A 23,607-nucleotide genomic window follows, 5' to 3' on the forward strand; every position below is an offset into this window, starting at 1 on the left:
GGGGAGACCATATGGCCAATAAGGCTACTTTTCTTCAACAATGTAGCTGTCTAATTTAAATCCAAGAATCTTCTTCTGAGAGACCTTATACTCTCTTAGAGTCTCAAGTGGTCTCACATCGTAAATCACGTTCTCACCATCATAGGTCTTCTGGCGGGCCTTAATTTCAAATGTCTCTGATTCAGAGTCACCAAGACTTGGAAGGTCCTTGAAACGGATCTTCATTTCATCATTCTCACGAGTCACGGCCGTACCATACTGAGCACAGTAAGTTTCTGGAACCGGACAGGTACGAGGAATTGAGATGCGCTCATCACGCCACTCTTCGTGATAACGAACGCAGCGACCATTCTGAGGATTATGTTGAACACAATGGCGAACGCGCACACGGCGATAGCGAACGTCCTCACCACAATAAGCTGAGGACTGGCGAAGCACATAGCGTGTTTCGTAGCGCTCACAAATTGAGTTGGCCATTGGCACTTTAAAAGTAATCACAACGGTCTCTGGTGTCTTATTAGTACGAACCACAACGGCCGCATCTGAATTCACTGATACTTTTTCAGAAAGAAGTTCGACTCTTTCTTGGGCAAAAGAAGAAAGAGAAATAGTAAGTGCCAGAAGCACAAAGAGGGGTTTCATCATAGAAGACTCCTTGATTGGTGCGAACTTCATACCAAATTTCCGAGTCAAAGAGGCGAATGCTGTATAACTTACAAAATATGGCATGAGTGGTCTTATTGACCCCAAGCACGGAGCTAATTTGGCCTCATTGATGACTAAAATGCCCTGGATGCTCCTGGCCTAAGTTTCTCAAAAGTTCCTAACCCCTCATAAACTCAAAATTTTAAAGTTGGCATGAATCCTGCTCTAGAGTACCCGAGAGAACGGTGGGTTTACTCATGGATGAGTACCTGTATGAAACGGATGTCCCCCCGGTCTCGCCATGGAATGGCCTTCGATTTTAAAGGATTTAAGATCGAATTAACGTCACGGATGAGAATTACTTTAAGGAGCGCTTTATGGAAAAAGCAACAATCGAACACTTTAAAAACCTCTTCCTTGAGATCTTGTCTGAAGAAGAAGTTTTCGAAGGTAAACTCTCACCGGTGAGCCTTGAAGGGGATGAAGTGGACATTGTCTCAGTTGAGAAAGAAAACCAGATGGATTTTCGCCTCAAAGCAAGAACTGCGGTGTACCTAAAGAAAGTACGCAAGTCCCTTCAGAAAATTGAAGATGGAACTTTCGGCGAGTGCGAAGAGTGCGGCGCTGAAATTACACATAACCGTCTACTAGCTCGTCCTACTGCTGACCTTTGCATTCATTGTAAAGAGGCGGAAGAAAAAGAAGAGAATCAATTGGTTCACCGTAACCGTGATTCAGTGAAGAACGGTCGCGTTCTTCCCATCGAGCACCTGGAGCGTGGTTATAACAAAGATGAGACATCGACTTCTGATTTCCACGTCACACACATGGATTATCAGGACATCGTGAACTAAGTTTTTAGGGAGTGTTTTGTTTGAAAAAGGCCTTCGAATGAAGGCCTTTTTTTATTTGGATTACTTATTTAGTTTGGCCTGAACAGCTTCACAAGTCGGAAGATTTTCAATACGTGTATTTAGAATTCTGAAATCATAACCTTCGACCGCCTGGCCATTGTATTGAACTGAAAGGAACTGGCCCACGGTTTTAGTTTTGATCTTTTTTGACATCACTTTTTCAGTAACTAGAGGTAAGTCACGCACAACGCTGATGACTTGGGTGAATTTTTCTTTTTTCACCAAAGTGCCTCTTAGGTAGCTGTGCCCACCCTTAACCGTACGGTCTTCAATAGTAGCAGTAAGGTCACCCACCTGAAGTTCTTCTTCTGAGATGATCTCATATCCTAATTCGGCCAAGGCATTGGCCGGAACCGAAATGTAAGTGTTTAAGATGGCCAGACGACAGTTAGCGAATGCTGAAGTTGTGAAAGTAGCAAATAAAAGAACTAGGCTAAGCGTTTTCATAGGAACCTCCGTTAAAATTTTTTTCTAATAGGAGGATGCTACTGAGTATTTTGATCTGGGGGGGAAAGAGTGAATTTTTTACTTAGAAGTTTTGCTGTTTGGGTCCAGTCGACATTAAAAGGGGACCCTCTCTCTGGAGGGTCCCACATAGTTCTTATACGATGTACTGAGAAAGTTCCTGAACCAGAGACTGAGAACGAGAAACAAACTTCTCTTTGTCCTCAGAAGTCAGACCTTCAGATGAAAGGCTCGCCAGATCCTGAACGTGATGAACGATCTTTTCCGCAAGTTCCTTCTTCTCGCCCTTTTCCCAAATCTTAAGTGCATTCTTGATCAGAGTATTACGAGGGTTCACCACCAGGGTCTTCTTAACAGGCATGCTGAACGCGCTGTTACCCATAGACTTCGTCATCTGCTGGAAACGCTTCATTTGCTCGTCTACTTTAAAATAAGCAGATGAAGAAGCGTTCTTAAGGCTCTTCACGTCCACATCCAAAGTCATCTCTTTTTCTTTATTGTCACCCACCAGAACTTGCTTGAAGAAGTCCTTGATCTTGATGTCATCAGCGTGAGTGTCAGTTGCTTCAAGCAGGTTCTCAATTTCTGAATCAATCGAGGCGAATTTGAAAGTCTGCTCTCCGATCTTTTTCATTTCACAGTGTTGCATGAAGTGTGGATCAATGTACTGATCCGTCTCAAGAACCTGAATGCCTTCGGCCTGAAGCTGCTTACGAAGAGATTCATCACTAAGGTTCTTTTCAAAGTAAACGTATTTATCTTTTAGCTTCTCTTTGTACGCTTCCGGAACTCCCGCCTGATAGTCTTCAAGAGTCACGAGTTTCCCGTCTGTGTTTTTAAACAGAACGAACTTTCTCATCACTTCATCAAACTTCTCATCCTGCATACAACCGTATTTCACGAAGAGACCAATGTCTTCCCAGGCCTTCTCGTAACGTTCACGATCAGAGTTAAAGAGCTTCTTAAGTGACTCAGAAACTTTCTTAATGATGTAGTTTGAGATCTTCTTAATGTTCGGATCACCCTGAAGAGATGAACGAGAAACGTTCAGCGGAATATCCACTGAATCAATGGCACCTTTAAGTAATCCTAGGAAATCCGGCACAATATTTTTCACGCTATCTGAAACGAAAACTTGTTTCGAGTAAAGCTGGATGCCATTTTCTTGGATTGGTTTACTTTGATTCAGTTTTGGGAAGAAAAGCACACCCTGAAGGGTGAACGGATGATCAACATTAAGGTGTAACCAAAAAAGTGGTTCTGGATCCATTGGGAACATCTTACGGTAGAACTCTTTGTAGTCCTCATCCTTAAGTGTCGTAGGATCTTTTTTCCAAAGAGGAGTTGTCTCGTTAATGATTTCTTCTGTTGCTTCCTTGTTCGAAAGATCCATAAGACCAATCGGGTAAGGCATGAATGAACAGTAACGAGTAAGTGTTTCATTGAATTTCCATTTATCTAAGAAATCCAAAGAGTCTTCAGCAATATGAAGAGTGATGGTCGTGCCAACTTCTGACTTCGTTGAATCAGAGAACTCATATTCCGTGTCTCCGAGACAAGTCCATTTTGTTGGTTTTGAACCAGGCTGCATTGAAAGCGATTCAACTTCAACTTTTGCGGCAACCATGAAGGCAGAGTAGAAACCAAGACCGAACTTACCAATGATTTCGTCTTTGGCTGTTGTGTTGCCCATGGTTTTCATTTTCTGTACGAATTCTTCCGCGCCAGAGAAGGCCAGTTGAGCGATGTATTTTTCAACTTCACTTTCGCTCATCCCAAGACCGTTATCTGAGATCGTGATGGTTTTAGCTTCTTTGTTTAGTAGGATCGAAACTTTGCCGGCCGGCGTCTCATGGCCCTCTGAACGGGCAAGAGTCGATCTTTTGGTGATCGCGTCACAAGCGTTTGAAACCAGCTCACGAATAAAAATATCGTGCTCTGAGTAAAGCCACTTCTTAATAATGGGGAAAATGTCGTTGGTTTTTACTGAAATCGAGCCTTTACGGGTTGTCATACTCTCTCCAATAGTGGTGTCATATTGTCGTCTATTCATTTAGGTTTTGAAGTCATAAGAATTATGGGTTCTAGCTGATTAACGTCAAGGGTTTGAAACGAAATTATGTCGAACGAAATCATGCCGCTGAATATTCTCGCTACGGGTGGCACCATTGAGAAAATTTACGACGAGTTTGAAGGCTCACTTCAAAATCGCGATACGATTGTAAAAAATAAAATTCTTCAAAAGCTGCGTCTTCCTTATACAGACATTACGGTGAAACAGATCATGTCGAAAGACTCACTGTATATGGATGAAAACGACCGCGCGTTTATCCTGAATTCTATTAAGGCCCATGAGAAGGGTGGCCATCCGATTGTGATTCTGCACGGAACGGACACGATGGACCTTACGTCACGTTATTGCTTTGAACATTATCCAGAGGTGAAAGTTCCGGTGGTCTTTACCGGTGCCATGAAGCCCCTTGGATTTGATGATTCAGATGCGGCCCAAAATGTGATTGAGGCGATCTTCGCCGCTCGTATTTTGCAGCCTGGTTACTATGTTACGTTTCACGGAAAACTTTTTATTGTCCCTAAATTTAGAAAAGATAAAAGTCGCGGAACTTTTGAGGAGATTGAATGAAAGCATTGATGTTCGCTCTGACACTTCTTTCAGCTAATGCATTTGCTTGGGGACCGACGGGCCACAGAGTTGTGGGCCAGGTCGCGGAAAGACATCTCACTGTAGATGTTCATTATAAAATTTTTCAGATTCTAGGTGGACAGTCACTCGCTCGTGTTGCGAACTGGCCGGATGAGATTAAATCTGAACCACAGACTTATTCTCATACTTACAACTGGCACTACACGGATTGGGCAGATGAGATGCACGATCACGATGAAACTAATTCTTCGGGAAAACTCATCACCTCACTTCGTGAGCAAATCGCGGTTCTAAAAGATCCGGCCGCGGCCCAAGAGAAGAAAGTTTTCGCGATTAAATTCATCACTCATCTAATGGGCGACCTTCATCAACCACTTCACGTTGGTAACGGAGTTGACCGCGGTGGTAACTACTGCAAAGTGATTTTCCAAGGTCAGCCAATGAACCTTCACCAACTTTGGGACGAAGGCATGATTGATTTCACCAAACTGAGTTTCACTGAAATGGCCCAATTTGTTCAACAGGGTCGTTCTCATGAAAACATCGTGGCCTGGAAAAAAGGCGATCTTCTGGATTGGGCCCAAGAATCGAAAGTTCTTCGTAATGAAGTTTATCCGGAAGAGGTGAATCGTTCATCTGAACCTGGTGCCATGAAACAGTATTGTAAAAAAGAGGCCACAGCTGAAGAGATTCCAAAGATCGGTTACGAATACTCGTATAAGTTTGTTCCGGTAATGGAGCAACGTCTTTTCCAAGCAGGCATTCGTCTGGCGACCGTACTGAATGAGGCCCTTAAGTAAAGGCCGCCTTCAAAAGCAGGCAATTTTTAATTCCGACCATCCTTTTCAAGAACTCTAACCCCTCTAAAAGAGGGGAGAGTTCCTGAAGATTCCCCCGGCAAACCTTTCTCCCTGGATAATAATTTTAAGAATTTAAGAAAATAGGTCCGATAGAACTCTTGAGGTCTATGACCATGGATAAAAGTAATTTCGGGAAGAAAATTTTTAGTCAGTTGATTGCGATGTCTTTATTGCTCGCAAGCTGTACGCCTGCCGATATGCCAACTGCAAATCGTGCGAATCAGATTGGTGGATCAACCAGTGGCACTTGTTCAGGAAACTGTGCTGGTGGTGAAACAAGTGGTGTAACAAGCGGAAGCACTGGCGAAACTTCACTACCTCCGAAAGTTGAAATCCGTCATCTTATTGAACCAAATCTTTCAACAGACTCAAGCTACTCAACTGGTACTGGTTTATCAGGTGGGGGTAGCTACGTTCGTAAACTCACCATTCCTAAAAACTTTGCCGGACGTCTATACGTTGCCGGTATTAACATTGGAACTCTTTCTGATCGACACGTCAGAGTGCGTTTTAAGTTTGGTGTAGGTCGTGAGCCCGTCACGATCAGTGGTACTGTGACTCAGGCCCCTGGTATTACTCCGCAAACTTCAGTCAGTGTGATCGTGCTTGATCTACGTTCTGAACCGTTCCGTAATATTCGTCTGCCTTACGATCTCTTCGATTATAACGATTACAATTTCGCAAACGGGGATACTCCAACTCAGGACAACCGTAATACCGGACTTTACTGTCGTGGTCTTCGTGTTGAAGACGATCCGACATTCCAAGGTGTGGGTGCTTGTGACGGTATTCAGTCGAACCCAAGCCAGCCGGACGAAGAGTGTCTTTATTCTTATGCAAAAATTCTGGACCAAGGTCTGGTGAAGCAATCTGGTTCTGTGAAAGTTCCAATCTCTCCTTCACTTCCTCAAGTGAAGAGTGTGACTGGTTCTGCTTACTATCAGGACTACATGAGCCAGAAGCTTTTAAAGCCGCTTCCGGACACGATGCCAACAACCGCAGCGAACATTGCCGGCACATTTAAATTTAGTGAGGCGGCCGTTCCCGTAAACTCAACTGATTCAACGAATATCACGTTCACGTATCCGACAAGCATCTGGGACCCAGTGACTATTTTAGGAAGTCAGTATTACTATCGCGGCCCTTATCGTCTAGTGAACTCAGGTGAGTGGCAATTTAAGTTCGCAAAGCTTGATGGACCAAAACGTTTATTCAAAGAAAACTCATGGGTAGATTATCCAATCTATACCATTAGTCCTCTGCCTGATGATAGTCAGACGGCCCCAGTTCAGAACAAGATTTATTACAACTCTTATATGTTCCCGCTGGCAACGAAGCTTGATCTTATTGCCAACGTAGCTCACCTTTCTTCAAATGATGTGGAGGGTGTGCGTACAGAGCAGAGCCTATCTGTTGCCGGTAAAACATTGTGGATGGATGGATCAAGTGCACGTGCTCAAAGCCGTAATACAGATTTAGAACACATTGGTTCGTGTAACGTTTCTTCTACCATCGAGATCATTGCAAAAGATGATAACGGTAATGATTACATCATTGCAGTGGCCAATGATGTGAAGATCCAACTGGTTCGTCCGACTCAATACCGTACTGATACTGGAAACGAAGTTCTTTATACCAACTTCAAGAGCTGTTCATCGAACGCGGGTTGCGGGAGCTCGGAGTGTTGTTTTAACAATCGCTGTTGGGACCAGTCTCTGGTTTCTCAATGTTATGATTCATCAAGTACTCAAGGGAACCGACCAATTGGGGACAGCTGTTCAACGGACCTTGAATGTTCAAGCTTATGTTGTAACAGAACGTCTGGTCAGTGTGCTCCTCACAATACAATTATCACTCCGGCCGTTCTTTGCAGTAAACCAATCGGGGATTACTGTATAGCGAAGGAATGGTGTCAGAAATCTCCAGTCGTTAAATGTCTGGTAGTGAAAACTGGTACAGATACTTCAGGTAATGTAACTTGCCGACAGCACTGTTATAACACCTATGAATATGGTGATTGTAAGAATGGTGTTTGTACGCCGCCAGTTCAGGAAACGATCCCAGCATTTGATCCAAACGCTGAGGATGCCTGTGATAACGCCGTGCCAGCGCCCAACTTTTAATCATTGATCCAAGCGTGGCAAAGAGGCATAATAGGACCGTCTAAGGAGACCATTTATGTCTTTACCGGAGCTCGCAGACTGCGTTCTCGATCACATTGCTATCGCTGTAAAAAGCATCCCAACGGCTAAAAAAGTATATGAAGATATGGGGCTTAAATTCGCCCCTGAAATCGAAGAAGTAAAAGATCAAAAAGTCTTCACGGCCTTCGCTCACGTCGATACCAACGCTCATATTGAATTGTTACAACCGACATCTGATGAAAGCACCATTCACAAGTTTATTGAAACCAAAGGTGAGGGGATTCATCACCTGTGCTTTAAAGTTCCAGATGTGAAGGCAAAGACCTCGGAACTAACAGCAAAAGGTTATAAGTTCATCTATCCTGAACCAAGAATTGGTGCGGGCGGATGTCTCGTTAATTTCATGCACCCAAAATCAACTGGTGGCGTGCTTATTGAGTTATCTCAGAGGCCAGAATGAATCAGGTTCAATTTCAAGCTCCGCCACTCACAAAGATTAATAAAGTCATTTTGATCGCTACTGGTGCTTGCTTTCTTGCGGCCTCAATCCTGAAAGCGATTGGTGCTTTTTCACTCGCAAGCATTTTAGGTCTTTCCGGAAACGGCCTTTTAAGCGGTCTGGTTTATCAGCTCGTGACTTACCCGTTTGTTGAAATTAACCTCATGAGTTTCTTGTTCAATGCCCTGGTGGTTTGGTTTATCGGATCAGAATTAGAATCTCAGTGGGGGAAGAAGGTCTACCTTCGCTTCTTGCTTCTAACAGTTTTGGGCGTGGGACTTATTTATACCCTTGTGAGCCTTTTATTCTTCTTTGGGACTCCAGTTTACTTCTCGAGCCTCCATGGACTCACTGGTATTAACTTTGCTCTTTTAATGGCCTATGCCATGCTTTATCCGGACAGACACATGTCTCTCATGATGATCTTCCCGATGAAGGCCCGGACTTTTTGCCTTATTCTTGCCGGAATTGAGGCCTACATGGCGTTTTTCTCAGGGGCCATGAGTTCTTGGGCCCATCTCTTGGCCATGGGGATCAGTTATTTAATTATCCATTTTCAGTCCCGTCCGCTGATTAGAAAAGTGCTGAATGCCTCTTTTCAATCTAAGCCGAAGCGTAAAAATCACCTTTACGTGGTCAAAGATGAGGACCAGAAGCCACCAAAATACTGGCAATAAAATTGGTGCAGCATGTTACCACTTGCTTAGTTTGGAGTGGAGTGGTACAAAGAATTTCGTTTTAAAAGTGAGGACTTATGAAATTGAGACTAGCTCTTGAAGAAAAACTATTGGACGTTCGTGTTCGTGACCGTCTTCTTGCTGAAGGCAAAATCACGAAAGAAGACGTTAAAAAATATCTAGATAATCTATCTGACGAGACAAAGAACGCTGTTCCTCTTGATCACGAAGAAGCAAAAAACATTCAATAATTGCTGATATAAATCCCGGCGAAAGTCGGGATTTTTTCTTACTGAACGACAAATCCTGAAAAATAGATCTGCTTCACAACTGGCTGACCAAGCTTAGCGTTGACCTGCTTTTTAATCTTATTCTCTAATAGAATTTTTCCAGTCACAGAATCAAGTTCGTCCGGCTCTAGATGAGAGGCGATTTCAATCACGATGTCTTTGAAGATATGTTCATTGGCCTTGATGAGTTCTTTTTGATCTTCATGAAAAGGAAGAACGTTCATTTCCAAATCAAGATAACGAAGACGAGAACTTCGTGAGTGAAGGTTTACCACAAACTTCTTGATCGGCACGGGTTGGATTTGAGAAGACTCAATCGCATCCGTCTTCATCTTCTCGGCCTCGGCTGCCTGATTGGTTGGCTCAGGTTTAATCATGTTGTGGGAATAGAACACCAAACCAGCGCCGGCCAACACGATGACGAGATTGAGAAGGATGAGAATCTTTTGAACCATGGATAAAGAATAGCATGGGCTTAAAAATGCGCAAATAAAAAGGGCCCCGTTTGGGGCCCAAGTTATCTATTAAAGATATTTGTCGAGTTGTAGCGGAGTGTATGGAAGATCTAGGTCAGTAGCTACTTGTTCGTAAACTAGCTTACCTTTATAGATGTTCACACCAAGACGAAGCGGCTTATCTTTCATGATAGCGCGATCAACGCCTTCTTTAGCGATCATACGAGCATACTTAAGAGTTACGTTTGTAAGAGCGAAAGTCGAAGTACGAGCAACTGCACCTGGCATGTTGGCCACACAGTAGTGAACAACACCATCAACTACGAAAGTTGGATTTTCGTGAGTTGTTGGCTTACAAGTTTCGATACATCCACCTTGGTCTACAGCGATATCAACAACCACTGAACCTTTAGACATTTTTGAAATCATCTCACGAGTTACTAGCTTAGGAGCTTTTGCACCTGGAACTAGAACTGCACCAATCACTAGATCTGAAGCAAGAACTGCTTCTTCGATGTTCTGAGAGTTAGAGAAGATAGTGTTAACTTTGTTTTCGAAAAGCTGATCAAGTTCAGCAAGACGCTTCGTAGATAGGTCGATAAGAGTAACATCTGCACCCATACCAACTGCCATCTGAGCAGCGTTTGTACCAGCGATACCACAACCGATGATTGTTACTTTCGCACGACGAACACCTGGAACGCCTCCTAGAAGGATCCCTTTTCCGCCTTTATCAAGTTGTAGGTAAGAAGCGCCTACTTGGACTGACATACGGCCAGCAACTTCTGACATAGGAACTAGAAGTGGAAGAGAGTTGTCATCCATCTGGATTGTTTCGTAAGCGATACAAGTAGCACCTGACTTCATAAGACCTTCAGTTTGCGGCTTATCAGCAGCAAGGTGAAGATATGTGTAAAGAATGTGGTGAGGCTTAAGAAGAGCGATCTCATTTGGTTGAGGCTCTTTAACTTTAATGATCATTTCGCCGATGGCGAAAGCATCTTCAAGAGTCGGAACAATTTTAGCACCGGCCTTAATATATTCTTCGTCTGTAATGCCGATACCCATACCAGCATTATGTTGAACGTAAACTTCGTGGCCGTCTTGAACTAGTTGACGAGCACCACTTGGAGTAAGACCAACGCGGTTTTCATTGTTTTTAATTTCCTTAGGAACTGCAATTTTCATCAGGGACTCCCTTAATAGTTAGCAGGACAAAATAGCTGTTAAAAGTTCACCCATCTTACACGCTTTTTAGGCGTTAGAATAGAGGAAGGACTGGCCATCTATAGCGGGGAATGTATTTTTTACACCGCGCTTCTTGAGCTGATAAACCAAATCCAGGTAGTCCCATTCGTGTCCCATGTGGGTTAGGACCGCGGTTTTTGGTTGAATTCTCTCGATATATTCCAAAGTCAGGTCCAAATGGAGATGGGTCGAGTGAGGATTGGGTCTTAAACAATCTATGATTAATAATTCAAGCTTAGCGTCAGAAAGTCTCTTTAGGGCCACTTCGGGAATTTCTCTGCAGTCCACCAGATAGGCCATTTTTTGGTGAAGAATTCCTAGTGTGTTCTCGTATCCATGAGGAAGTGAGAAAAATTCAAATGACTCACCAACAATGGTTTCAGGTCCTGCTTGTGTCACTTTGAGATCAAGTAGGGGAATGCCTCCACCCAAGATCGCTTTGCCGGAAAAGTAATTATCGCGATCAAAAATATAAGGGAATTTTCGTTTAAGATCTTTGGCCGCTGAAGCGTCGGTGTAAACAGGAAGAGATTCACCACGCTTAAAACCAAAGGGACGAAGATCATCCATACCATGCGTGTGATCCGCATGATCATGCGTGATGATGATGGCATCCAGTGCCCCGGTATTGTTTCGCAGTAGCTGAGTGCGAAGATCAGGTGAGGCATCAATCAGAATCTTTTTCTGACTCGAAGACTCGATCAAAGCCGACGTGCGAAAGCGTTTATTTCTCAGCTCTGTAGATTTGCAAACCTTGCAGTTGCAACCTAAAATAGGAACTCCTGTGCTTGTTCCCGAGCCTAATATCGTGATCTTGTTCATCACCGAGGATGTTACTATGAAGTTGATGTTTCCGCTACTCTTGCTCGCCTTGCTTTTCAATGGCTGTGCTTCCCGAAAAAAAGAAGAGTCACTGGCCGACAGTATTAATCTAGATGTTAAAGAAGTAAAACTTGAAAATGGCATGACGGCCTTGATTGTGAACAATCCAAAGCTTCCAATCTTCTCGCTCTATTTCTTTTATAAAGTCGGTGGAAAAAATGAAGTGCCAGGTATTACAGGTGCATCACACTTTCTTGAACACATGATGTTCAAAGGTGCGAAGAAGTTCGGTAAAAATACACTCGATTTCATCATTGAAGGTAGTGGTGGCTCAACCAACGCTTACACGACTAATGATCAGACTGTTTATTATGAAAATCTTCCTTCATCAGAACTTAGTATGATCCTTGATATTGAAGCGGATCGTATGGAGAACCTGACACTGGATGAAGATGATTTCAATAAAGAGCGCGCCGTGGTTCTTGAAGAGCGTAAAATGCGCTACGAGAATTCTCCGCGCGGACAACTTTATCAGTTAATGATGTCTTCGCTTTTTGCAGGCACACCTTATGGTCGTCCAGTGATCGGTGATATCCCCGATATTAAATCTGTGACTCGTGAACAGATGCATGCTTACTTCAAGCGTTTCTATGCTCCTAACAACGTGACTCTCGTTCTCGTGGGTGATGTTGATACGAGCAAGGCCCGTGACATGATTGAAGAGAAGTTTGGTAAAATTCCTTCTTCTGCGACAGTGACTGAGGCACATGCTTCACTGAAAGACGAAGAGTTCCAGCCGAAACTATCTGAATCGAAAGTTGTGAATCAAAAAGGTGAATCACCAAACCCTATGTTCATGCTTTCATACCCAACTTATAAAATTGGAGACCAAAGAGGATATGCCCTCGATGTTCTTTCTTCGATCCTGGGGTCTGGTAAGAGTTCTGCGCTTATCAACGAATACATTCTTATCAACCGTCCGGTGGCCACTTCAATGTATGCGGCCCATCAGCAGCTCGAGAAAGCGGGCTTTTTCTTCATCGGTGGAGAACTGGTTCGTGGCGTGAAGCTTGAAGAGTTCCGTGCGGATCTTCAGAAAAAACTTCATGGTTTTTGTGAAACGGAAGTCACTCCAAGAAGCATTCAAAAAATTAAAAACAATTACCTTGTAGATCTTTACGCGGGACTTGATACAAATGCTGGTCTTGCTGGTTTCCTGGGAGACCGTCAGCAATTATTGGGTGACTGGAGATTCTATAAAGAAGAACTGAGAAACTATGAGAAGGTGACAGTTGAGGACGTGAAGAGCGCTTGTCACGAGACCTTCGCCAAGAAGAATGTTTTTGTCTCGGTTTGGAATCAGCATAAGTAGGAATGAATATGAAATATCTATTAATCGGTTTATTAGTTGCTTCAAGTGCCTTCGCTAAAGAGTCTTTCCTTGATTCGGTAAAACGAATGAAGTGGGGAGACATGGATGTGGTTTGGATTAAAGATGAACACTTTCCCAAATTCACCGCCTCAATTTATTTCCAGGACGGCGCTCTTAATGACTCTTTCCCAGGCGTAACTCAATCGACTTTTGATCAGTTGACTGCAGGAACGAAGACCCAAAATCAAAGAGAGATCGCAGAGTTTTTTGATTTCTATGGAGCAAATCTTCGTCACTCGGTGACTCATGAATACTCGGTTTATAGTGTTCAGGCGCTGACTAAAGATATTAAACCAGTGATCGGAAAGGTCTGTGAGATCTTTAGTGATGCTCAATATCCTAAGAATGAACTTACCTCTTATATCAGTCGTTCAAAAAGCCACCTGAAAAACCTTGTGACTTCTCACGCTGCTTTGGCGGACAGAATTTTTAGACGTGTATCACTGGATGAGACGGTTTATTCACAACCAGTGGAAGGAACCATCGCGAGCTTTGATAAACTTAATTCTGAACTTCTGAAAGGCCGTCTTGAGACCCTAAACAAAACGAAAAAAGTTCTTTATCTAGCGGGCCCGGATGATGTGAAAGACATCCGCGAAGTGATCGAGAAAAACTGCCGTTGGAAAAACGAAACAAAATCAAGCCCGATTACTCTTAAGAAACCTTCGACTCAATCGTCAATCTACTTAGTAGAAGTTCCGAATGCTAACCAGGCCCAGATCAGAATTGGCCGTTACATGACCAGTCAGGAATTCATTAAAAAGTATGATCAATTTGGCTTCATGGCCGGTTTCATGGGCGGTGGCTTTACTTCAAAACTAGTTCAGGAACTTCGTGTAAAAAGAGGTCTGACTTATTCAGCGGGTGCTTACGTGTCTCTTCAAAGAGATTATGGCCGCGCAGGAGTAATGACTTTCTCAAAGAACGAAACGACCGCTGATGCCATCGGTATTATCCGTGATGTGTTTGCGGATGTTGCTCAAGGGAAATTCGAAGAAAAAGAATTTCAGCACCAGAAAAATCACCAGATCGGGGGATATGCGTTTGGCTTCGAAGAAACCAATGCTTTCCTAGGCCAGCTCATGCTTTTAGATCACCAAGGCAGAGATTTCAAAGAACTTGTAAATTTCCCGGCGACGATTAGTAAATTAAGGCCTTCAGAACTTGCCCAGGCCGATTTTGAGGCCTTCCCTTGGGACAGACTTACAATCGTAGTGGTAGGGGACAAAAGCTTAGTGAAAAGCCTCTCTCGTATCCGCCCTGTGAAGATTTTAAATTACGAAGATTATCTCTAGATATTAAGTTAGGTCCTGGGAGCTGGCGTTCATTTCAACGACGGCCCCAGGATAAATCACCAGACGTCCTGATTTAATTGATCCTGTTACCACCGCACTCGAACGAATAGAAACCAATCCGGAACATTCGATATCACCTTCAACTTGACCGAAAATTTCAAGGTCAATGGCCTTGATTTTTCCTTTCACAAAGCTTCCGCGCTCAAGCACCAGTTTGCCACTCTCTTTTAATTCAATACTGCCTTCAATGCTTGAATTGATAATGGCGTCACCGGCGAGAACGATATCTCCTGTAATGCGGGTCTTGGCACCAAAAACGTTATAATGAAAATCTTTGAAGTCCTGATCATTAATCACTATTTGGCCCCTACTTTAAAGGATTCTGTTTCGCGAATGAGGAGAAGATCACCTTCACGGCTAAAGATGTAAATCACGAATTTAACCGATTGGCCCGTCAACTGTGTTCTGAATTCTGCGTTCGTTGGACGAAGACGTGAAACTGAAAATGGTTCACCTGTAGAGTATTTGATCCCTTGAGTGATAAGAGCATTCGCTCTTTCCGGATAGGCCATCAGTCCATTTTCAGACATCATAAACACCAGCACGTGACCGGTTACTTTTGTTTCCGGTGTCGCACTCATGATCACGAATTTAAATGAAACTTTGCCCGCTTCCTGAACTATCGAAAACTGATCGAGATTCACTTTATTTTGGGCCAGTAGGTTTTGCATCCCATAGGGCTTTTTGATCGCCATGAGATAAGGATCTTCTGGAGTTGCTGTCGCTGGCTGAGAGGAGAGTTTTTCAGTGAGCTGATTGTTACTCTCTTGAAGGGCCTTCACCTCTGCTTGAAGCTCGGCCACTTTACTGTCTTCCACCGGTAAAACTTCCGGGAGTGTTGGAGTCGGAACGTGCTTAATTCTACTTCCAAGACCCCAGCTGAAAATCAGCAGAAACGAGGCCACCAGAACAACTGGCACGACGACAAAAAGTGTTTTGATGAATCTTTTAGTGAGGCGGAAGTATTTTGGGGGAAGGGGAGCATCGTAGATAACGATTGCGACCTCATCCCCATTTTTTTGAATGAATTCCTTCATGATTCCTATTCTTTAAAGAAGCGCTTGGAAGGAGTGAAGTCCGCTAGGTTTTTTGAGTCCACGGCCGACCAAAGTTCACCCACGATCTTCCAATCATAGTTACCGTCTTTCTGAAGATAGAGGGTCTTTTTACCAGTGTCATTAATTACCGGAGAGCGATAGTCCTGTTGTAAATGAACGACCGCATAATCTTCATTGGCCATGATTGAAATGAAGTCCAACTTGATTTCAGGTGAGTCCGAGCGAGAAAAAACCGCTTTCTTATAGTTTCTATAGCCATTATAAGAACCATGTTTCTTATCGTAGAAACGTTCTTTGTCATAGCTATTAATATAAGTGTCGAAGTCTTTAGTCTTCCAGGCAGTGGCCCATTTTTGAACGGCATCGTTGATGTCTTTGCGGTTTCTTTCCCAAGTTGCCTTTGAAAGGAAGTGAACGTCCTGAACCACGATGATAGGAGTATTGTTAAGTTCGATGAACTCAGAGATGTCCTTCAGGTCTTGGTTTTGAACAACGACGCAGCCTCTTGAATCCAGACCCTTTGAAATACGGTTATCATCATCAGTTGAGTGAAGCCAGATCCCGCCGCCGGTCTTCTTGGCGCGCTCGTCGATGAAATTTGGATAATCCATAGGAAAGGCACCACTTCCGTAAATCTTGGCGTAGTTACCATGACGACGGAAAAGTTCATCTTTCGAATAGAAATCGTAGATAGTGTAAATTCCTTCCGGAGTTTTGTGATCTCCACTGGCCGCTTTATCACCCTTGGTTTTACCAGTGGCCATATTAAAGGTCTTCACCAGTTTTGGTTCAGTGGCAGCGTTCTCATAAATGTGAAGTTTATGAGTGGCCTTTTCAACCAGTATCACATGATGGGTGAATTTATCATCCATCATAAGAATGTTAGAGGGGTAAAAGCTATTTTGGGCCTGTGCCAGACCGACAAAAACAGTCAACATCATCCATGTAATGAATTTAAAACTTTTCAAGAATCCTCCAGAGAGACAATTCGATTGTATTATGAGGCAAAAGAGGAAGCAATACAGATATGTAGTAGGAGAAGCAATCTTTGCCCCCTCGGAGAGTAGGGAGCCCATAAGATATTATGGAATCTAGAAGGTAAAGCAGAATGACCTACTATTTTATCAGCGGGGCCCCTGAGAAGCTCAGAGAATTTCTGAATCGCTTCCCTATGCTCTCTGATGCCGTTGAAATCAAGACCAATGATCAGATCCTCCGAGACAAGGGAGGCGATGATATTTTTTATTTCGTTGATTTGCAGTCCCTACCTGTAGGGAAGCAGTCCCTCGTGTTCTATATCCGAGAGAAAATTCCTGATGCAAAGCTGATTTATGTGACCCGGGATGAGTCCGCTCACGAGTTAAAACTCCATCAAAAATCTCCGATAGGTGGAGATGCCTATGTGCCTTTTGATATCAATGCCTCGGAGTTGAACGGAATAGTCGAATCCCTGGCCTCAAGATTTCCGACGCCGCCACCGGTTGCTGAGAAATTGAGTCGACTGGATGTGAAGAACCAGTTTGATGATTTTGAAAAATTAGAGGCCATGAAGAATCACCCTGTCAGTGCGGAAATAGATGGTGTTTTTAAAACCATCATTAAGACCGGTGCAAAGAGGCCCCTTTGGCAGAGTGCGGAAGCTTTAGTTAAACCACAATTAGAAAATCTTGATACGGGAGAACCCATGAGTACGAAAGACCAAGAACTGTCATTTGATGACGGTGAGCTTGAAATCAGCATTGGTGAGGAAGAAGTTTCTTCGGCCCCAGCTGCTGATGATGGTCTTGAATTGAGCCTAGAAGAAGAGGACGGACTCTCTTTAAGTGATGGGTCAGATGACCTAAATCTTTCTGAATCTTCTGAGCAGGAACAGTACGGGGACCTTTCTTTGGACGCCGAAGAAGGCGAAGAGCTTTCTCTAGGGGAAGAAGAAGGTGAAGAGCTTTCGTTAGGGGAAGATGATGGGGAAGCACTCTCGTTGAGTGAAGAAGAGCCGATGGAAAATATCGGTGAACTTTCTTTTGATGAAGAAGTTCCTGCTTTAGGAGAGCTAAGTCTTTCTGAGGAAGGGCCCGGAGACGAATTGAATTTATCGGATGACATTGGTGAGGCCGCTCTAGATTTAGGTGATGATGTGTCCCTGGATTTGGGTGGGGATGATCTAGAAGCGTCTCTCTCTCTGGATGATGGAGAGATGTCAGACGACGCTATGGCAAAGCTTAAAGAGATCGACGAGATTATGGATTTCGATGCCTCACAAGTGGCGATTCGCTCGAATCCTCTACAAGGGCCTGAAGAATCTTCATTGGATGAACCCCTCGTTTCAGATGATTTAAATCTTGATAGTATCAATTTTTCTTCGGACGAAGGCGTGTCCCTATCAGAAGAAGAGGCCGAAGAAAAACCCAAGAAAAAGAAGAAAGAAGCGGCCCCTAGAGAGGCCCGGGATTTTGGTCAGGACCTAAAGGAAATTTCCGGGGCCTACTCGGGTGAAATGGAGCGCATGCAAGCGACGATTTCGAACCTTCGTTCTGATCGGGAGGAGTTGTTAGCAAAAATTCAGAAGCTTGAGGAAGATAAAGTTCTTCAAAATCGACAGACTCTTTCACTTAGGGCCGAGCTAGATGAGAAGAAAATCGAGCTGACCATCATCCGTAAGAAGTTAAACGAAGAAATCACGGAGCTCAAAGACAGACTGAAGCTCTTCGATGAGAAGAGACTGATTATGGAAGAGAAGAATAGAATTCTAGCGCAAGAGCTTGATAAAGCCGCACAAAAGAATAAAATTGATGTGAAAAAAGTTCAGCTCCGTGAAAGAGAACTGGAGCAGAGACTGGAACTTTTAAAGGCCGATGCTGAAACACAAATTAGAAACCGAGACCTAAAAATCTTGGAACTCAAGCGTAAGATTGACGCCATGGAATTTGATATGGAGTCGATTTCAATGCAGGAGAAGCGTTCAGTGGAAAGCCGTTTTGAATTAGAAGATAAATTAGAGAAGGCCATCAAGACGCTTCGAAATGCTATCACTGTACTCGAAGATGAAACTGATCGCACCAATGCATTAGATGCATTGAAGAAAAACATAGATATGTAATGAAGAATAAAGAAGATCAGTTAGAAATTCTGGCCATTGGTTTAGACTCGTTTTCCATCGAGGCGATCAAGAAGTCTCTGAAAGAGAACAAGCTGAAGTATCACATCAGCTTTCTTCAGGACGTCGCCGACCTGACTGGCTTCAGTAAGAGAAACGCTGCTCAGGCAGTGTTCTTCTATTCTAACCGCCAAAGCCAAAAGACCGTGGATGACATCCGCAGGATTCACCAGTTGATTCCTCGTGCGGCCATCACACTTCTTTCACCACGTGCTGAACAAACGGGCATTATTGGTGCTTTCCGCGCGGGTCTTTTTGACTTTCTCACTCTTCCGATTGATCAGCATGAAATGCGGACGGTGATTTATCGCCTGAAGCTTCACGGGGCCATTCAGAGTGGACAGTGGAACCCTGAACGTGCGGTGCTGCATTTATTTTCCCGTCCGGAGAGCTTTACGGCGATTCGTGATGTGGCAGCGGGCCTTGATCAGTATATGGGGCTTTTCTTTGAAGTAGAGAAGGAGATTCAGTTCTCTTCGAATCTAAAAATTCTGACTTCGCTTCAGCAGAAACTTAAACTTACTGAACATCAATTGAAGCGCATCAAACGCTTCCTTTCTGATGACACCGGTCTTATCTTCGGTCTTCGTTTTGTTCAGGACCGATTTTACTTCCTGGTGAAAAGAGGTAACGGACAGTTGTCTTACCTCGTGGCCCGTAATACTTCTGAGTACGACATCAAAGACATTTTGAGTGACTATTTATCCAACGTTCTCAAAACCTCTCTTTCGATTCTTGCCGAGTCTCGTAAACGCGAGGCCATGCGCATGCTTTCACTTACCGATGAAGTCACTGGTCTCTTTAATCAGCGTAAACTGATTGAAGATCTGGAGCTTTATATTGCTCGTTATCAGCACGACAAATTGGGATTCAGCTTATTGTTTGTAGACATCGACTACTTCAAGAACGTGAATGATCAATTCGGACACGTCGTGGGAAGCCAGCTCCTCATTGATATGGCGGGAATCCTAAGAGGTCAGCTGCGTTCATCTGATCTGGTTTATCGCTATGGGGGAGATGAGTTCATTGTCCTTCTTCCACGTACAAGCGTAGAAGAAACTAAGAAAATCGCCTTACGTGTTTCTGAGGCTGTAAAAAACGCCGAATTCACCGTCGACAACGATAAAAAATATCGGCTGTCTCTTTCAATTGGAGTGGCCGAGTTTCCAACTGACGCCACTAGTGCTAAATCCATCATCGATTTCGCGGATAAGATGATGTACATGTCTAAAAAATCAGGTCGTGGGAAGGTCTTCCACGTTACCGAGGTCGTGGCCTAAGCATCATCTGCCGAATTTTCTGACTCATTTCATCTTTGCGTCTTTTAAGTCCTTCAAGCACGCCAGTGTAGTCGTCGTCCTTTCGGTTTTGGCTTAATTTGAATTTACCTTCGATTTTATCCATAGAGATTTCAAAACCAACAATGGCGTTCGTAAGATCACTCCCACGTAAATCCTCAGGAACATACATGTCCCATTTCTCTTCATACATCTTGTTCATATGATCATTTGAGAAGTTAAGAATCTTCAAAACGCCTTTGGCATCTTCAACAAGTTTTAAAGTCCCATCCACGTGAACTACGGCATAGTTCCAGGTGGGGACATCATTCTTGGCGTACCAGCTGGAGTTGATATAGGTGTGCGGGCCATGAAAGATAACTTTAACTTTTTCACTCAAAGAGAGTGGATTTTTCCTGCTCATATGACCCACAAGTTTGTTTCCATCTCGATAAAGCGGTAGGTGATTAACTTCATCTCCGGCAATGAGTGTCGCGAATGGAAATTCATCTATTAGGTCATGAAGTTCATCTTCATTATCATTTATAAAATGCTTTGGATTATACATATTTAAACTCTTATCACTTTCTCCAGCGGAAGTAACTTTTTTAACAGTTGACATGTCCGTATATTTTCCGTATTTTGTTTTACATGAAACTGAACCACGTTGCAAATAAAATTTTACTGATTGATACAAAAAAGTTGGTGTCGAATGAAAGATCAGCCCTCACCAAACTTCTTCATCATTTAAAAGAAATAGATAAGAGAAAGCTTTATTGCGACTTAAAGTATTCGTCGTTGCTTGCTTATTGTGTTCATGAATTGGGTTATGATGGGGCTTCCGCACAAAGACGAATTGTCGCCGCCCGTGCATTAGCGGAGATGCCAGAAATTGAGCAAAAAATTGAAGATGGAAGATTGAGTCTCACGAATATTTCATTAGTGAATCAATTCATTGATGACCCTCTCCAAAAGCGTGAAGTCTTTAAAGAAGTTGAAAATCTTACTAAGAAAGAATGCGAACAAAAATTATTCGAAATCACCGGTAAAGAAGAGAAATCGAAAGATAGAACCAAACGCATTTCAAAAGATAAAATTCAAGTCGCCTTTGTTTTATCAGACGAAACCATGAGTGTAGTGGAAGAACTTAAAAATCTTCTGGGTAAAGATATGGAGATGGATCAGCTGGTTCAGTTCATGGCGAAAGAAGCGATCAAATCAGTAGAGAAAACCAAGTTCAAACAAACAAAATCCCGAACTTCACTTTCTCCAGCGAAAGTGGGACGTGTAATCCCGGCATCTGTAAAACGAGAAGTATTTGCACGAGATAAGAAATGCACCAATTGTGGAACGACTCATAATCTAAATTATGATCACATTATTCCATATTCCCTGGGAGGATGTTTTCAGTGTAATCAGCGAGGAAGAATAAAAGCGGGGCTCAGGGCCCCGCCGGAAAGAATTAAGCTTTTTTAGAAACTTTCTTTGTGGTTTTTTTAGAGGCCTTGGCCACTTTCTTACGTACGGCTTTTTTCGTCGCAGGAACAGTTGCTTTCTTAGCAGGTGCCTTGGTCTTACGAGCAGACTTGATAAGCTTCTCAAGTTTTACTTGAAGAGCATCTAGTTCTTTTTTGTGACCATCAAGGAACTTTTTCGCTTTCTTCTCGATATCACTTCTTTCTTTTTGAAGTTTCTTTTTAACGTCCTGAAGGTCTTTGTTTACGCGTTTACTAAGATCAGTCTGAGCATCTTTAACCATTAGATTAAAGCTTGCTTTAAGGTCGTTCACATTCACGTCTGCAATAAATGTTTCGATGTTGGACTTGATCTCGTTGATCTTACCAATAACTTTGTTTTTTGCTTCTTCGTTCATATTTCCTCCCAGATTCAAAATTGATAACTCAGATTCTTACTCATCGGAACACGGTAACCAAAACCAAAGCTTTTTGCCTTCACTTTTAAGATCGGGCAGAACTGAGCTCTTTTATACTCTGATTTCAGGTAAAGATTAAGCACCCTTGTAATTTCTGTCTCAGTAAAGCCCGCTTCCAGAAGCTGTTTTTTACCCAGACGATAGCTCAAAATACCCTCGAGCATTGGATCCAGACGATCATAAGGCGGAAGTGAGTCCTGATCCAGTTGATTTTCTCTTAATTCTGCTGAAGGTCCACGTTTGATAATGCCCTCGGGGATGTAGTTCCCATGGTGCTTATTCACATATTCAGCGAGGCGGTAAACTTCACTCTTATAAAGATCGCCTAAAACCGAGATCGCACCCACTGAGTCCCCGTATTGAGTCGAGTAACCTACTGCTAATTCAGACTTATTTGAGGTATTGATCACCATGGCCCCAGTTTGATTTGAGCGGGTGTAGAGCAGAGTTCCACGTAGACGGCTCTGCACGTTCTCATCCGTTAGCCCATGAAAGGGATCCTGGAAAGTCTGGGTGAAAGCATTTTTTACTGCTGAATGAAGAAACTTAATTGGAAAATAAGAAAGCTTAATTCCCAAGCGGCGGCACATATCTTCGGAAAATTCAGTACTGACTGAAGATGAGAAAACACTTGGCATGTAAATAGCTTCAAAGCTCTGACCAGGTCTTAACCCAATTTTAACTAAGGCCAGTACCAGGGCCGAATCCATCCCTCCAGAAAGAGCGACCAGAAACTTTTTGAAACCACTTTTAGAGGCATATTCCTGAAGACCAAAAATAAGGGCCCTCATCACTTCTTCACATTCTTCGTCGGTCCAAACTTTTAGAGTCGGTGGATGTGCATCCATATTGAGCCTTGGAGAGAAGAGCCCTTCCCAAGTGTTCTCAGTTTTTATTTCTGGTTTCTCAGAATAACTTCCAGAAATGTCTTCCAGGGCGATGATTTTTGTTTCGGCCTCAAAAGACTTCATTTCAAGCTGAAGCTTTGAACCGGCCATAATGAAACTTCCACCATCAAAAAGAATTTCATCTTCTCCGCCCACGCGATTTACATAGATGAAAGGACAACCAAACAATAAGGAAATATTGCGAGCGCGATCAAAACGTTTTTTCTTCTTGGCCGCTTCAAAAGGTGAGGCAGAAAGATTAATCACGGCCGCAAGTTTTAGACCTTTTTTCTGAACTTCTTCATGCATGAGTTTACATGGATCTAATTCATGAACGCTTGAGGCCCACATGTCTTCACAAATTTGTAGACCAAAAGTTTGTCCGTTAAATTCGTAAAAAGCTGTCTCTTGTCCAGGTGAGAAATATTTTTGTTCATCAAAGATGTCGTAGTTAGGAAGAAGACGTTTTGAATATAAATTCTTAAGTCCCACACCTGGAACAACTTCATAAATCACATTGGTGATCTTCTTCGGAAGGCCCGTGGTCTCCATTTCGTAGTGAAGGCCGCCAATCAAAGCACGCCAAGAACCCGAAGCTTTTTTCGACCACTGATCGAGATCGTTTAAATATTCCAAATAGCTTTCAATGAACGGTCGCTGAAGCACGAGATCTTGAAGAGGGTAACCTGTGAGGTAAAGCTCTGGAAAAACGTGGAGGCCTTCGCCTTTTAAGAGCTCAACTGTCGACTGGAAAATCGCGTCGAAGTCCGCCAGAGTATGGTGAGTTTGATGAAGAATCAGATTCGTTTTCATATTGACACATTGCCTAA

The 23,607-nt window shown here is 43.2% G+C and carries 24 protein-coding genes; 12 read left to right on the plus strand and 12 right to left on the minus strand.

Features of this window, described 5'->3' with window-relative positions; all coding sequences use genetic code 11:
* Positions 1 to 24 precede the first annotated feature (24 nt).
* Positions 25 to 645, minus strand: a complete 621-nt coding sequence (locus ACJVC5_RS09405; protein WP_408099116.1) for a hypothetical protein — start codon at positions 643 to 645, stop codon at positions 25 to 27.
* 377 nt (positions 646 to 1,022) lie between these two features.
* Here ACJVC5_RS09405 and ACJVC5_RS09410 point away from each other — a divergent pair, with 377 nt between their 5' ends.
* The gene (locus ACJVC5_RS09410; protein WP_408099117.1) at positions 1,023 to 1,499 is read left to right on the plus strand and encodes a TraR/DksA family transcriptional regulator; all 477 of its coding nucleotides are present in this window, start codon (positions 1,023 to 1,025) and stop codon (positions 1,497 to 1,499) included.
* 60 nt (positions 1,500 to 1,559) lie between these two features.
* Here the strand turns inward: ACJVC5_RS09410 and ACJVC5_RS09415 are convergent, their stop codons facing one another.
* Positions 1,560 to 2,006 carry a hypothetical protein gene (locus ACJVC5_RS09415; RefSeq protein WP_408099118.1) on the minus strand — a complete coding sequence of 149 codons (447 nt, stop codon included), beginning with the start codon at positions 2,004 to 2,006 and terminating at the stop codon, positions 1,560 to 1,562.
* Positions 2,007 to 2,160: 154 nt separating this feature from the next.
* Complete coding sequence (gene htpG / locus ACJVC5_RS09420; protein WP_408099119.1) at positions 2,161 to 4,038, minus strand: molecular chaperone HtpG; 1,878 nt, start codon at positions 4,036 to 4,038, stop codon at positions 2,161 to 2,163.
* A 105-nt stretch (positions 4,039 to 4,143) separates the two neighbouring features.
* Between htpG and ACJVC5_RS09425 the strand changes: the two genes are divergently transcribed.
* The 6 genes from ACJVC5_RS09425 to ACJVC5_RS09450 all read left to right on the plus strand — a co-directional run bounded on the left by ACJVC5_RS09425 (position 4,144) and on the right by ACJVC5_RS09450 (position 9,117).
* The gene (locus tag ACJVC5_RS09425; protein WP_408099120.1) at positions 4,144 to 4,665 is read left to right on the plus strand and encodes an asparaginase domain-containing protein; all 522 of its coding nucleotides are present in this window, start codon (positions 4,144 to 4,146) and stop codon (positions 4,663 to 4,665) included.
* Positions 4,662 to 5,486 (plus strand): S1/P1 nuclease, encoded by an 825-nt coding sequence (locus ACJVC5_RS09430; RefSeq protein ID WP_408099121.1) that lies wholly within the window; start codon positions 4,662 to 4,664, stop codon positions 5,484 to 5,486. The genes ACJVC5_RS09425 and ACJVC5_RS09430 overlap by 4 nt, the downstream gene beginning before the upstream one ends.
* A gap of 173 nt (positions 5,487 to 5,659) precedes the next feature.
* Positions 5,660 to 7,669 carry a hypothetical protein gene (locus ACJVC5_RS09435; RefSeq protein WP_408099122.1) on the plus strand — a complete coding sequence of 670 codons (2,010 nt, stop codon included), beginning with the start codon at positions 5,660 to 5,662 and terminating at the stop codon, positions 7,667 to 7,669.
* A 55-nt stretch (positions 7,670 to 7,724) separates the two neighbouring features.
* Entirely contained in the window at positions 7,725 to 8,150 is a 426-nt protein-coding gene (gene mce / locus ACJVC5_RS09440) for a methylmalonyl-CoA epimerase (RefSeq protein ID WP_408099123.1), read from the plus strand.
* The gene (locus ACJVC5_RS09445; protein WP_408099124.1) at positions 8,147 to 8,866 is read left to right on the plus strand and encodes a rhomboid family intramembrane serine protease; all 720 of its coding nucleotides are present in this window, start codon (positions 8,147 to 8,149) and stop codon (positions 8,864 to 8,866) included. The genes mce and ACJVC5_RS09445 overlap by 4 nt, the downstream gene beginning before the upstream one ends.
* 77 nt (positions 8,867 to 8,943) lie before the next feature.
* Positions 8,944 to 9,117: a hypothetical protein gene (locus ACJVC5_RS09450; RefSeq protein WP_321398200.1), complete on the plus strand. Its 174-nt coding sequence runs from the start codon at positions 8,944 to 8,946 to the stop codon at positions 9,115 to 9,117.
* Between the two features lie 38 nt (positions 9,118 to 9,155).
* On the opposite strand, the gene ACJVC5_RS09455 is transcribed toward ACJVC5_RS09450, so the two are convergent.
* The 3 genes from ACJVC5_RS09455 to ACJVC5_RS09465 all read right to left on the minus strand — a co-directional run bounded on the left by ACJVC5_RS09455 (position 9,156) and on the right by ACJVC5_RS09465 (position 11,681).
* Complete coding sequence (locus tag ACJVC5_RS09455; RefSeq protein WP_408099125.1) at positions 9,156 to 9,611, minus strand: flagellar basal body-associated FliL family protein; 456 nt, start codon at positions 9,609 to 9,611, stop codon at positions 9,156 to 9,158.
* A 69-nt stretch (positions 9,612 to 9,680) separates the two neighbouring features.
* Entirely contained in the window at positions 9,681 to 10,799 is a 1,119-nt protein-coding gene (gene ald / locus ACJVC5_RS09460) for an alanine dehydrogenase (protein WP_408099126.1), read from the minus strand.
* A 66-nt stretch (positions 10,800 to 10,865) separates the two neighbouring features.
* Positions 10,866 to 11,681 (minus strand): MBL fold metallo-hydrolase, encoded by an 816-nt coding sequence (locus ACJVC5_RS09465; protein ID WP_408099127.1) that lies wholly within the window; start codon positions 11,679 to 11,681, stop codon positions 10,866 to 10,868.
* 16 nt (positions 11,682 to 11,697) lie between these two features.
* On the opposite strand from ACJVC5_RS09465, the gene ACJVC5_RS09470 reads away from it, so the two are divergent.
* The gene (locus ACJVC5_RS09470; RefSeq protein WP_408099128.1) at positions 11,698 to 13,053 is read left to right on the plus strand and encodes a M16 family metallopeptidase; all 1,356 of its coding nucleotides are present in this window, start codon (positions 11,698 to 11,700) and stop codon (positions 13,051 to 13,053) included.
* An 8-nt stretch (positions 13,054 to 13,061) separates the two neighbouring features.
* Positions 13,062 to 14,408 carry a M16 family metallopeptidase gene (locus ACJVC5_RS09475; RefSeq protein WP_408099129.1) on the plus strand — a complete coding sequence of 449 codons (1,347 nt, stop codon included), beginning with the start codon at positions 13,062 to 13,064 and terminating at the stop codon, positions 14,406 to 14,408.
* Between the two features lie 3 nt (positions 14,409 to 14,411).
* On the opposite strand, the gene ACJVC5_RS09480 is transcribed toward ACJVC5_RS09475, so the two are convergent.
* Genes ACJVC5_RS09480 through ACJVC5_RS09490 form a run of 3 tightly spaced genes read right to left on the minus strand, consistent with a single transcriptional unit; the run spans position 14,412 to position 16,494 of the window.
* Positions 14,412 to 14,765, minus strand: a complete 354-nt coding sequence (locus ACJVC5_RS09480; protein ID WP_408099130.1) for a bactofilin family protein — start codon at positions 14,763 to 14,765, stop codon at positions 14,412 to 14,414.
* Positions 14,765 to 15,505, minus strand: coding sequence for a hypothetical protein (locus ACJVC5_RS09485; protein WP_408099131.1), 741 nt, complete (start codon positions 15,503 to 15,505; stop codon positions 14,765 to 14,767). The genes ACJVC5_RS09480 and ACJVC5_RS09485 overlap by 1 nt, the downstream gene beginning before the upstream one ends.
* Before the next feature lie 5 nt (positions 15,506 to 15,510).
* Positions 15,511 to 16,494 (minus strand): L,D-transpeptidase family protein, encoded by a 984-nt coding sequence (locus ACJVC5_RS09490; RefSeq protein ID WP_408099132.1) that lies wholly within the window; start codon positions 16,492 to 16,494, stop codon positions 15,511 to 15,513.
* Positions 16,495 to 16,634: 140 nt separating this feature from the next.
* On the opposite strand from ACJVC5_RS09490, the gene ACJVC5_RS09495 reads away from it, so the two are divergent.
* Entirely contained in the window at positions 16,635 to 18,623 is a 1,989-nt protein-coding gene (locus ACJVC5_RS09495; RefSeq protein WP_408099133.1) for a hypothetical protein, read from the plus strand.
* Entirely contained in the window at positions 18,623 to 19,960 is a 1,338-nt protein-coding gene (locus ACJVC5_RS09500) for a GGDEF domain-containing protein (RefSeq protein ID WP_408099134.1), read from the plus strand. Before ACJVC5_RS09495 ends, ACJVC5_RS09500 begins: the two co-directional genes overlap by 1 nt.
* Here ACJVC5_RS09500 and ACJVC5_RS09505 read toward each other — a convergent pair.
* The gene (locus ACJVC5_RS09505) at positions 19,941 to 20,579 is read right to left on the minus strand and encodes an FMN-binding negative transcriptional regulator (RefSeq protein WP_408099135.1); all 639 of its coding nucleotides are present in this window, start codon (positions 20,577 to 20,579) and stop codon (positions 19,941 to 19,943) included. The two genes, ACJVC5_RS09500 and ACJVC5_RS09505, sit on opposite strands and share 20 nt — an antisense overlap.
* A 29-nt stretch (positions 20,580 to 20,608) precedes the next feature.
* On the opposite strand from ACJVC5_RS09505, the gene ACJVC5_RS09510 reads away from it, so the two are divergent.
* Entirely contained in the window at positions 20,609 to 21,433 is an 825-nt protein-coding gene (locus ACJVC5_RS09510) for an HNH endonuclease (protein ID WP_408099136.1), read from the plus strand.
* Here ACJVC5_RS09510 and ACJVC5_RS09515 read toward each other — a convergent pair.
* Both ACJVC5_RS09515 and nadE read right to left on the minus strand, forming a co-directional pair.
* A complete protein-coding gene (locus ACJVC5_RS09515) occupies positions 21,420 to 21,830 on the minus strand; it encodes a hypothetical protein (RefSeq protein WP_408099137.1) in 411 nt (136 codons plus the stop codon). The two genes, ACJVC5_RS09510 and ACJVC5_RS09515, sit on opposite strands and share 14 nt — an antisense overlap.
* A gap of 14 nt (positions 21,831 to 21,844) precedes the next feature.
* Entirely contained in the window at positions 21,845 to 23,590 is a 1,746-nt protein-coding gene (nadE, locus tag ACJVC5_RS09520; RefSeq protein WP_408099138.1) for an NAD(+) synthase, read from the minus strand.
* Between the last annotated feature and the right edge of the window lie 17 nt (positions 23,591 to 23,607).

Source organism: Peredibacter sp. HCB2-198 (assembly GCF_045999315.1).
Lineage (GTDB): Bacteria > Bdellovibrionota > Bacteriovoracia > Bacteriovoracales > Bacteriovoracaceae > Peredibacter.